Raw genomic sequence first — 10,033 nt, 5'->3', positions numbered from 1 at the left:
GTCATGAGAACCTCGCACGCCAGGGGACGAGGCCGCCGACCGGGCGATTGGCGCTCATAGGCATGACTCACGCCCCCGCGACCGTGGCCGGCGGTCCCGCCCCCCGGTGGACCCCGCGCGGCACCGTCCTCATCACCGGCGGCACCGGCGCCCTCGGCCGCCACGTCGCCCGGCGCCTGGCCGAGCGGGGCGCGCAGCACCTCGTGCTCGTCAGCCGCAGCGGCGCCGACGCCCCCGGCACCGACCAGGTCCGTAGGGAACTCGAAGCACTCGGCGCGGCCGTGACCCTCGCCGCCTGCGACGTCACCGACCGGGACGCCCTGGCGGCCCTCGTCGCGGGCCTGGCGGCCGACGGCACCCCCGTCCGCGCCGTCGTGCACGCCGCGGGCGTCTCGCAGCCGCCCGGCACCGGCACCGACCTGCCCGGCTTCGCCCGGGTCGTCACCGCCAAGACCGCCGGGGCCGTCCACTTGGACGCCCTGTTCGACACGCCGGACTCCCTCGACGCGTTCGTCCTCTTCTCCTCCATCGCCGGAGTCTGGGGCGGCGGCGGACAGGGCGCCTACGCGGCGGCCAACACCTTCCTCGACGCGCTCGCCGAGCGCCGCGCGGCCCGCGGGCTCGCGGCCACCGCGGTCGCCTGGGGACCGTGGGCCGACGGCGGCATGGCCACCGAGGGCGACGCCGAGGAGCAGCTCAGCCGGCGCGGGCTGCCGCCCGTCGCCCCGGAGACCAACCTGCTCGCCCTCGAACGCGCCCTCACGGGCCGGGACGCCGCCGTCACCGCGGCCCGCGTCGACTGGACCCGCTTCGCGCCGGTCTTCGCCGCCGCCCGGCCCCGCCCGCTCATCGGCGACCTGCCCGAGGTCCGCGCGACCCTGCTCGCCCAGGACCCCACCGGTGGCGCCGCCGGAGCCGCGGCCGCCGATCCGTCCGAGGCCGTCCTGGCGCGGCTGGCCGGACTCTCCGGCGACGACCGGGACACGGCCCTGCTGGACCTCGTACGCGAACACGCCGCGGCCGCGCTCGGACACCCCTCCGCGGACGCCGTCGCCGCCGACCGAGCCTTCAAGGACCTGGGCTTCGACTCGCTGACCGCGGTCGACCTGCGCAACCGCCTCGGCGCCGCCTGCGGCCGGCGGCTGCCGTCCAGCCTGGTGTTCGACTACCCCAACCCGCAGGCCCTCACCCGGCACCTGCTGCGCACGCTCTTCCCCGAGGGCGGCGCGGGCGGCGCCGGAGCCGGGGCGTCCGGCGCGGACCTCGACACCGACCCGCAGGACGTGGAGCTGCGGCGGACCCTGGCCACGATCCCCCTCGGCCGGATCCGCGAGGCCGGGCTCCTCGACACGCTCCTGCGCCTCGCCGGACCCGGCACCCCGGCCGGAGAGTCCGGCCACGGAGCGGGCGACGGGGACGCGGCGGGCGACTCCCTCGACTCCATCGACGAGATGGACCTCCAAGACCTCCTCGACCTCGCGCTGGACGGCGGAGCCGGTCCTGACGACGACATCCCTCCCGGCAACACCACCAGCACCAGCAACTTCTGACGTGCCCGAAGTGCGGAGTAAGCGATGAGCACCCCTAACGAAAAAGTCATTGAAGCGCTGCGGGCCTCCCTCAAGGAAACCGAGCGGCTGCGCCGCCGGAACCAGGAGCTCACCGACGCCTCCCGCGAACCCATCGCGATCGTCGGCATGAGCTGCCGCTTCCCCGGAGGAATCAGCTCGCCCGAGGAGCTGTGGAAGCTCGTCGAGAGCGGCGGCGACGCCATCTCGGGCTTCCCCTCCGACCGGGGCTGGGACGTCGAGTCGCTGTACGATCCGGACCCCGACCACCCCGGCACCACCTACGCCCGCGACGGCGGATTCCTCTACGAGGCCCCCGACTTCGACCCCGCCTTCTTCGGGATCTCCCCGCGCGAGGCCCTCGCCATGGACCCACAGCAGCGCCTGCTGCTGGAGACCTCCTGGGAGGCCTTCGAGCGGGCCGGGATCGACCCGGCGACCCTGCGCGGCAGCCGGGCCGGTGTCTTCGTCGGCGCGTCCGCCAACGCCTACGGCGCCGGCTCGGGCGAGCTGCCCGAGGGCGTCGAGGGACACCTCCTCACCGGCACCGCCTCCAGCGTCGTCTCCGGCCGCCTCGCCTACGTCTTCGGCCTGGAGGGCCCGGCCGCCACCATCGACACCGCCTGCTCGTCCTCCTCCGTCGCCCTGCACATGGCCGTCCAGGCCCTGCGGCAGGGGGAGTGCTCGCTGGCCCTGGCCGCGGGCGTCACCGTCCTCGCCGGACCGGAGGTCTTCGTCGAGTTCAGCCGCCAGCGCGGCCTGTCCGCCGACGGCCGTTGCAAGTCCTTCGCCGAGGCGGCGGACGGCACCGGCTGGTCCGAGGGCGTCGGCGTCCTCCTCGTGGAGCGCCTCTCCGACGCCCGCCGCAACGGGCACCGGATCCTGGCCCTCGTGCGCGGCTCCGCCGTCAACCAGGACGGTGCCTCCAACGGCCTGACCGCCCCCAACGGCCCCGCCCAGCAGCGCGTCATCCGCCAGGCCCTCGAATCCGCCCGCCTGACCGCGGCCGACGTCGATGCCGTCGAGGCCCACGGCACCGGCACGACGCTGGGCGACCCCATCGAGGCCCAGGCGCTGCTGGCCACGTACGGGCAGGACCGCCCGGCGGACCGGCCGCTGCTCCTCGGCTCCCTGAAGTCCAACCTCGGCCACACCCAGAACGCCGCGGGCGTCGCCGGCATCATCAAGATGGTCATGGCGATGCACCACGGGGTGCTGCCCAAGACCCTGCACGTCGACGAGCCGACCTCGCACGTCGATTGGACCGCCGGAGCCGTCTCGCTGCTCACCGAGCAGCAGCCGTGGCCGCAGACCGGGCGCCCGTACCGGGTCGGCGTCTCCGCCTTCGGCGTCAGCGGCACCAACGTCCACACCATCATCGAGCAGGCCCCGGAGTCCGACCGGAGCGCGGAGCCGGCGTCGTCGTCCACGGCCGCGCCGGTCGTGCCGTGGCTGCTCTCGGCCAAGGGCGGGGACGCCCTGCGCGCGCAGGCCGAACGCCTCCTCGCCCACGCGGGCGAGCACACCGGGCAGCATCCGGTGGACGTCGCCCGGGCGCTGGCCGTGGGCCGGGCCTCCTTCGAGGACCGGGCGGCCGTGGTCGCCGCGGACCGAGAGGGCCTGCTGGCCGGACTCGCCGCACTGGCGGAGGGCGGCACCGCCGCGGGCGTGGTGAAGGGCTCGCCGGTGGGCGGGAAGACCGCCTTCCTGTTCACCGGTCAGGGCAGCCAGCGTCTCGGGGCCGGGCGTGAGCTGTACGACGCCTACCCGGTGTTCGCGGACGCGCTGGACGCGGTGTGCGAGCGGCTTGAGCTCGAAGTACCGCTGAAGGAGGTGCTGTTCGGCGGGGATGCGGCCGTTCTGGATCGTACGGAGTATGCGCAGCCCGCGCTGTTCGCGGTCGAGGTGGCGTTGTTCCGGCTGCTGGAGTCGTGGGGTGTGAAGCCGGACTTCGTCGCCGGTCATTCGATCGGTGAGATCGCTGCCGCGCATGTGGCGGGTGTGTTCTCGCTGGACGATGCGTGTGCGTTGGTTGCCGCGCGGGGTCGTCTGATGCAGGCGCTGCCGTCGGGTGGTGTGATGATCGCGGTGCAGGCGTCGGAGGACGAGGTCCTGCCGCTGCTGACCGACCGCGTTGGCATTGCTGCCGTCAACGGGCCCACGTCCGTGGTCATCGCGGGTGATGAGGATGCCGTGCTGGCCGTGGTGGCTTCGTTCGCCGACCGCAAGTGCAAGCGGCTGACGGTCAGTCATGCCTTCCACTCGCCGCACATGGACGGGATGTTGGAGGACTTCCGTGTGGTGGTGGAGGGGCTGTCGTTCGACACGCCCCACATCCCGGTCGTTTCCAACCTGACCGGTGCCCTCGTCTCGGACGAGATGGGTTCGGCCGATTTCTGGGTGCGGCACGTGCGGGAGGGCGTTCGCTTCCTGGACGGTGTGCGCGCCCTGGAGGCCGCCGGGGTCAGCAGGTACCTCGAGCTGGGTCCCGACGGGGTCCTGTCGGCCCTGGCCCAGGACTGCGTCACCGTCGAGGGCGCCGTCTTCGTGCCCGTCCTGCGCAAGGGCCGCCCCGAGGCGGAGACCCTCGTCACCGCCCTCGCCCGGGCCCACGTCCACGGCTTCCGCGTAGATTGGACCGCTTTCTACGCGGGCACCGGCGCCCGCCGCGTCGACCTGCCGACCTACGCCTTCCAGCGCCAGCGCTACTGGATCGAGCCCGGCACCCGCGCCGGAGACGTCACCGCGGCGGGCCTGGAGGAGGCCGCGCACCCGCTCCTCGGCGCGGCCGTCGCCCTCGCCGAATCCGACGGCTTCCTCTTCACCGGACTGCTGTCAGCCGCCGCCCACCCCTGGCTGGCCGACCACAAGGTCATGGGCAGCATCCTGCTGCCCGGCACCGCCTTCGTGGACCTCGCGATCCGCGCCGCCGACCAGTTCGGCTGCGGCCTCGTCGAGGAGCTGACTCTCGAAGCCCCGCTCGTCCTGCCCGAACGGGGCGGCGTACAGCTCCAGATGCACGTGAGTGCCCCCGACGCCGACGGAAGCGGCAGACGCGCCTTCACCCTCTCCTCCCGCGCGAAGGACAGCTCCTCCGACGAGCCGTGGACCCGCCACGCCGGCGGAGTCCTGGCCCCCACGGCCGCCCCCGCCCCGGCGCCCCTCGCGGCCGGGCCGTGGCCCCCGGCGGGCGCCGAACCCCTCGCCACGGACGGCCTGTACGCCGACCTCGCCGAGGTCGGCATGGGCTACGGCCCGGCCTTCCGCGGCCTCACCGCCGCCTGGCGCCACGGCGACAGTGTCTACGCCGAGGTCGCCCTCCCCGAGCAGAACGCCGCGGCGGCACGCGACTTCGGCCTCCACCCCGCCCTGCTGGACGCCGCCCTGCACACCCTCGGCCTCGGCGTCCTGGGCGGCACCGAGGGCGAGGGCCGCCTCCCCTTCGCCTGGAGCGGCGTCACCCTCCACGCCGGTGGCGCCGACGCCCTGCGCGTACGCCTCACCCCCAAGGGAGGCGATGGCGTACGGCTGGAGATCGCGGACGCCACGGGCGCGCCCGTCGCGAGCGTCGACTCCCTCGTCCTGCGGGCCGTGTCGGCCGAGCAGGTCCGGGCGGCCCGCACCGCCCACCACGACTCGGTGTTCCGCACCGTCTGGACGAAGCTCGCGCAGCCCGCAGACACGGCCCCGGCGCACGAAGACCGTTGGGCGGTCGTGGGCACCGAGGTCCCGGCGGCCCTGCGCGCCGAAAGGATCGACCGCTACGCGGACCTCGCCGAGCTGGCGGCCGCCGTCGACGCGGGAGCGCCCCTACCGGACGCCGTGTTCGTCGGCTACGGACAGGCCGGCTCGGCCTCGGAGGACCCCGCCGCGCCGGAGCTCTCCACCGAGGCCCTGCACCGGGCCGCGCACCACGCCCTCGTCCTCGCCCAGACCTGGCTCGGCGACGACGCCTTCACCGGCGACCGGTTCGCCACCAGCCGCCTGGTCGTCCTGACCCGCGGCGCGGTCGCCGCCATCGACGACACCGAGGCCGCCGACGCGGTCACCGACCCGGTGCACGCCGCCGTCCTGGGCCTGCTGCGCTCCGCCCAGGCCGAAGCCCCCGACCGGCTTCTGCTCGTCGACACCGACGGCACCGCCGCATCCGCCCGCGCGCTGCCCGCCGCCCTCGCCTCGGGAGAACCGCACCTCGCCGTACGGGCGGGCGCCCTGTACGCCCGGCGCCTCGCCCGCGTCGCCCAGGACACCGCCGACGAACCGACGACCGGCCCCGGCCACCCCGCGTACGCACCCGGGTCGACCGTACTGATCACCGGCGCGGGCGGACTCCTCGGCGGCCTCGTCGCCCGCCGCCTCGTGGCCGAGCACGGCGTGCGCCACCTGCTCCTCGTCGGCCGCCGAGGCGGAACCACCCCCGAGGCGCAGCAGCTCGCCGCCGAACTCACCGACGCGGGAGCCTCGGTGACGTGGGCCGCGTGCGACGTCGCCGACCGCGACGCGCTGGCCGCGCTCCTGGCCTCCGTACCGGCCGAGCACCCCCTCGGCGCGGTCGTCCACACCGCGGGCGTCCTCGACGACGGCGTGATCGACTCCCTCACCCCCGAGCGCCTCTCGGCCGTCCTGCTCCCCAAGGCCGACGCGGCCTGGCACCTGCACGAGCTGACCCGGGACCTCGGCCTCTCCGCGTTCCTGCTGTTCTCCTCCATCGGCGGTGTCTTCGGCGGCGCCGGCCAGGGCAACTACGCCGCCGCCAACGTCTTCCTCGACGCCCTCGCCCAGCACCGCCGCTCCCTGGGCCTTCCGGCCACCTCCCTGGCCTGGGCCCTGTGGGCCGACGGCAGCGGCATGGCCGGCAGCCTCACCGACGCCGACATCAGCCGCATGACCCGCGCCGGTCTGCCCCCGCTCACCACGGCGGAGGGCCTCGACCTCTTCGACCTCGCCCACCGGATCGACGAGCCCGCGCCCGTCCTGATGCGCATCGACCCCGCGGGCCTCCGCGGCCAGGCCCAGGCCGGAACCCTGCCGCCGCTGCTCCGCGGCCTCGTACGGGTCCCCGCGCGCCGGTCGGCGGGCGGCGCGTCCGCGGACGCCTCCGGTCTGCGGCAGCGCCTGGCCGGACTCCCGGCCGCCGAACAGGACCGCGCCGTCCTCGACCTCGTACGCAAGCAGGTCGCCGCGGCCCTCGGTTACCCGAGCGCCGCCTCCGTCGAGCCGGGCCGCTCCTTCAAGGAACTCGGCTTCGACTCCCTCACCGCCGTCGAGCTGCGCAACCTGCTCGGCGAGGCCACCGGCCGCCGCCTGCCCGCCACCCTCGTCTTCGACTACCCGACGGCGACGGCCCTCGCCCAGTACCTGCGCGAGGAGCTGATCGGCGGTCTGGCCGACGGCGCCGGCGCCGGGAACGGTGCGCTCGGCGCCGGACGTCCGGCCCTCGGGCCGGGCGCCGCGGGCGCCGGCGACGACCCGGTCGTCATCGTCTCGATGGGCTGCCGCTTCCCCGGAGGCGTCCGCGGCCCCGAGGACCTGTGGCAGGTGCTCGTCGAGGGCCGCGACGGCATCACCGCCTTCCCCGCCGACCGCGGCTGGGACCTCGACTCCCTCTACAGCGACGACCCCGACCGCGAGGGCACCAGCTACGTCCGCGAGGGCGGCTTCCTCCACGAGGCGGCCGACTTCGACGCCGCGTTCTTCGGGATCTCCCCGCGCGAGGCCCTCGCCATGGACCCCCAGCAGCGGATGCTGCTGGAGACCACCTGGGAGACCTTCGAACGGGCCGGCATCGACCCGACCGCCCTGCAGGGCAGCCGAACCGGCGTGTTCGTCGGCTCCAACGCCCAGGACTACCTCCAGCTGTGGCTGAACGACGCCGACGGCCTGGAGGGCCACCTCGGCACCGGCAACGCCGCCAGCGTCGTCTCCGGCCGCATCTCCTACACCTTCGGCCTGGAAGGGCCCGCGGTCACCCTCGACACGGCCTGCTCCTCGTCGCTCGTCACCCTGCACCTCGCCGCCCAGGCCCTGCGCCGCGGCGAGTGTTCGATGGCCCTCGCGGGCGCTGTGACGATCATGTCCACGCCCGGAGCGTTCACCGAGTTCAGCCGCCAGCGCGGCCTCGCCGAGAACGGCCGGATCAAGGCCTTCGCCGCGGCCGCCGACGGTACCGTGTGGGCCGAGGGCGTCGGCCTGCTCCTGCTGGAGCGGCTCTCGGACGCCCGCCGCAACGGGCACCCGGTCCTCGCCGTCGTCCGCGGCACCGCGATCAACCAGGACGGCGCGAGCAACGGCCTCACCGCCCCCAACGGCCCCTCCCAGCAGCGCGTCATCCGCGAGGCCCTTGCCGACGCCGGTCTGACCGCGGGGGACGTCGACGCGGTCGAGGCCCACGGCACGGGCACCAAGCTCGGCGACCCGATCGAAGCGCAGGCGCTGCTGGCCACGTACGGCCAGGACCGCCCCGCCGAGCGGCCGCTGCTGCTCGGCTCGGTCAAGTCCAACATCGGGCACACCCAGGCCGTCGCCGGTGTTGCCGGTGTCGTCAAGATGGTCATGGCCATGCGGCACGGGGTGCTCCCGCAGACCCTGCACGTCGACGAGCCGACGCCGTTCGTGGACTGGTCCGCCGGTGACATCGAGCTGCTGACCGAGCAGCGGGCCTGGCCGGAGACCGGCCGCCCGCGCCGCGCCGGCATCTCCTCCTTCGGCTACAGCGGCACCAACGCCCACGCCGTCCTCGAACAGGCACCGCGCGAGGCCGACGAGGAGACCCGGCCCGAGCCGGGCCCCGCGGGGCACCCGGTACCGGCCGTCCTCCCGTGGATCGTCTCCGGCCGCACCGCGGCCGCACTGCGTGCCCAGGCCGACCGCCTCCGTACGACCGCCGCCGACCTGGTCGCCACCGCCGGAACCCGCGGCGCTCTCGACCTCGGCCACGCCCTGGCCATGCACCGGGCCGCCCTGGAACACCGCGCGGTCCTCCTCGGCGAGCCCACGGCCCCCGAGACGCTGCTCAGCCGCCTGGAGGCCCTGGCCGCGGGCGAGCAGGTCCCGGGCCTGGTGCGGGGCGCGGTGGCGGGGGGCGCGCTGGCGTTCCTGTTCACCGGGCAGGGCAGCCAGCGCCTCGGGATGGGGCGCGAGCTGTACGCCGCCTTCCCGGCGTTCGCGGCCGCCCTGGATGCGGTGTGCGAGCATCTTGAGCTCGAAGTGCCGCTGAGGGACGTCCTGTTCGGGGACGACGCGGCCGTTCTGGACCGTACGGAGTACGCGCAGCCCGCGCTGTTCGCGGTCGAGGTCGCGCTGTGCCGGCTGATCGAGTCGTGGGGTGTGCGGCCGGACTTCGTCGCCGGTCACTCCGTGGGCGAGATCGCGGCCGCGCATGTGGCGGGCGTTCTCTCGCTGGCGGACGCGTGTGTGCTGGTTGCTGCGCGGGGTCGTCTGATGCAGGCGCTGCCGTCGGGTGGTGTGATGATCGCGGTGCAGGCGTCGGAGGACGAGGTCCTGCCGCTGCTGACCGACCGCGTGAGTATCGCGGCCGTCAACGGCCCGCAGTCGGTGGTCGTTGCCGGTGACGAGGATGCTGCGCTGGCCGTGGTGGCTTCGTTCGCCGACCGGAAGAGCAAGCGGCTGACGGTCAGTCATGCGTTCCACTCGCCGCACATGGACGGGATGCTGGATGACTTCCGTCTGGTCGTGGCGGGGCTGTCGTTCGACAAACCTCGGATTCCGGTTGTCTCCAACCTGACCGGTGCGCTGGTCTCGGATGAGATGGGTTCGGCGGAGTTCTGGGTGCGGCACGTCCGGGAGGCGGTTCGCTTCCTCGATGGTGTGCGGGCGCTTGAGGCCGCGGGTGTGACGACGTTCGTCGAGCTGGGGCCGGACGGTGTGCTGTCGGCGCTGGCCCAGGAGTGTGTGACGGGCGATGCGACTGCCGGGTTCGTGCCGGTCCTGCGCGCCGGGCGGCCGGAGGCGGAGACCGCGGTCACCGCTCTGGCCCAGGTCCACGTGCGCGGTGTGACTGTGGACTGGTCCGCCTTCTACGCCGGTACGGGCGCCCGACGGGTGGACCTGCCGACGTACGCCTTCCAGCGGCAGCGCTACTGGCCGGAGAACGTCCTCTCCCACGGCGCGAACGCCCCCGCCTTCGCGGTGAACGCGGTCGACGCCCGGTTCTGGGACGCGGTGGAGCGCGGCGATCTCGCCGCCCTGATGTCCGAACTGGAGGTGGGCGACGACGCCGGCTTCAGCGAACTCGTCCCGGCACTGTCCGCATGGCGCCGACAGGCGGAGCAGCAGTCGGAGGTCGACGGCTGGCGCTATCGGGTGTCCTGGAAGCCGCTGGCGGACGGTGGCGCGGGTGTGCGGCTGGATGGTGAGTGGCTGGTCGTGGTGCCGGCTGCGGGTGTGGATGACACGGCCGTCGTCGAGGCGCTGGGCGCTGGGGTGCGCCGGGTTGTGGTGGAGCC

At 74.6% G+C, this 10,033-nt stretch carries 2 protein-coding genes; both read left to right on the top strand.

From position 1 onward, the window contains the following. Positions 1-62: 62 nt before the first annotated feature. On the top strand, positions 63-1,550 hold the full coding sequence (locus AB0I68_RS38250; RefSeq protein ID WP_363182059.1) for a beta-ketoacyl reductase: 1,488 nt from the start codon (positions 63-65) through the stop codon (positions 1,548-1,550). A gap of 24 nt (positions 1,551-1,574) precedes the next feature. Continuing rightward, on the top strand, positions 1,575-10,033 hold an 8,459-nt coding region (locus AB0I68_RS38245), incomplete at its 3' end, for an SDR family NAD(P)-dependent oxidoreductase (RefSeq protein WP_363182058.1).

Source organism: Streptomyces sp. NPDC050448, from assembly GCF_040655295.1.
In the GTDB taxonomy this organism is placed as follows: domain Bacteria; phylum Actinomycetota; class Actinomycetes; order Streptomycetales; family Streptomycetaceae; genus Streptomyces.
The sequence above is the reverse complement of the archived record's forward strand: the minus strand, read 5'-3'. Positions and strand labels throughout refer to the sequence as shown.

What these genes read in the sequence shown, in the direction of transcription:
- AB0I68_RS38250 (WP_363182059.1), top strand. Translation starts at nt 63, where the DNA reads ATGACTCACGCCCCCGCGACCGTGGCCGGCGGTCCCGCCCCCCGGTGG.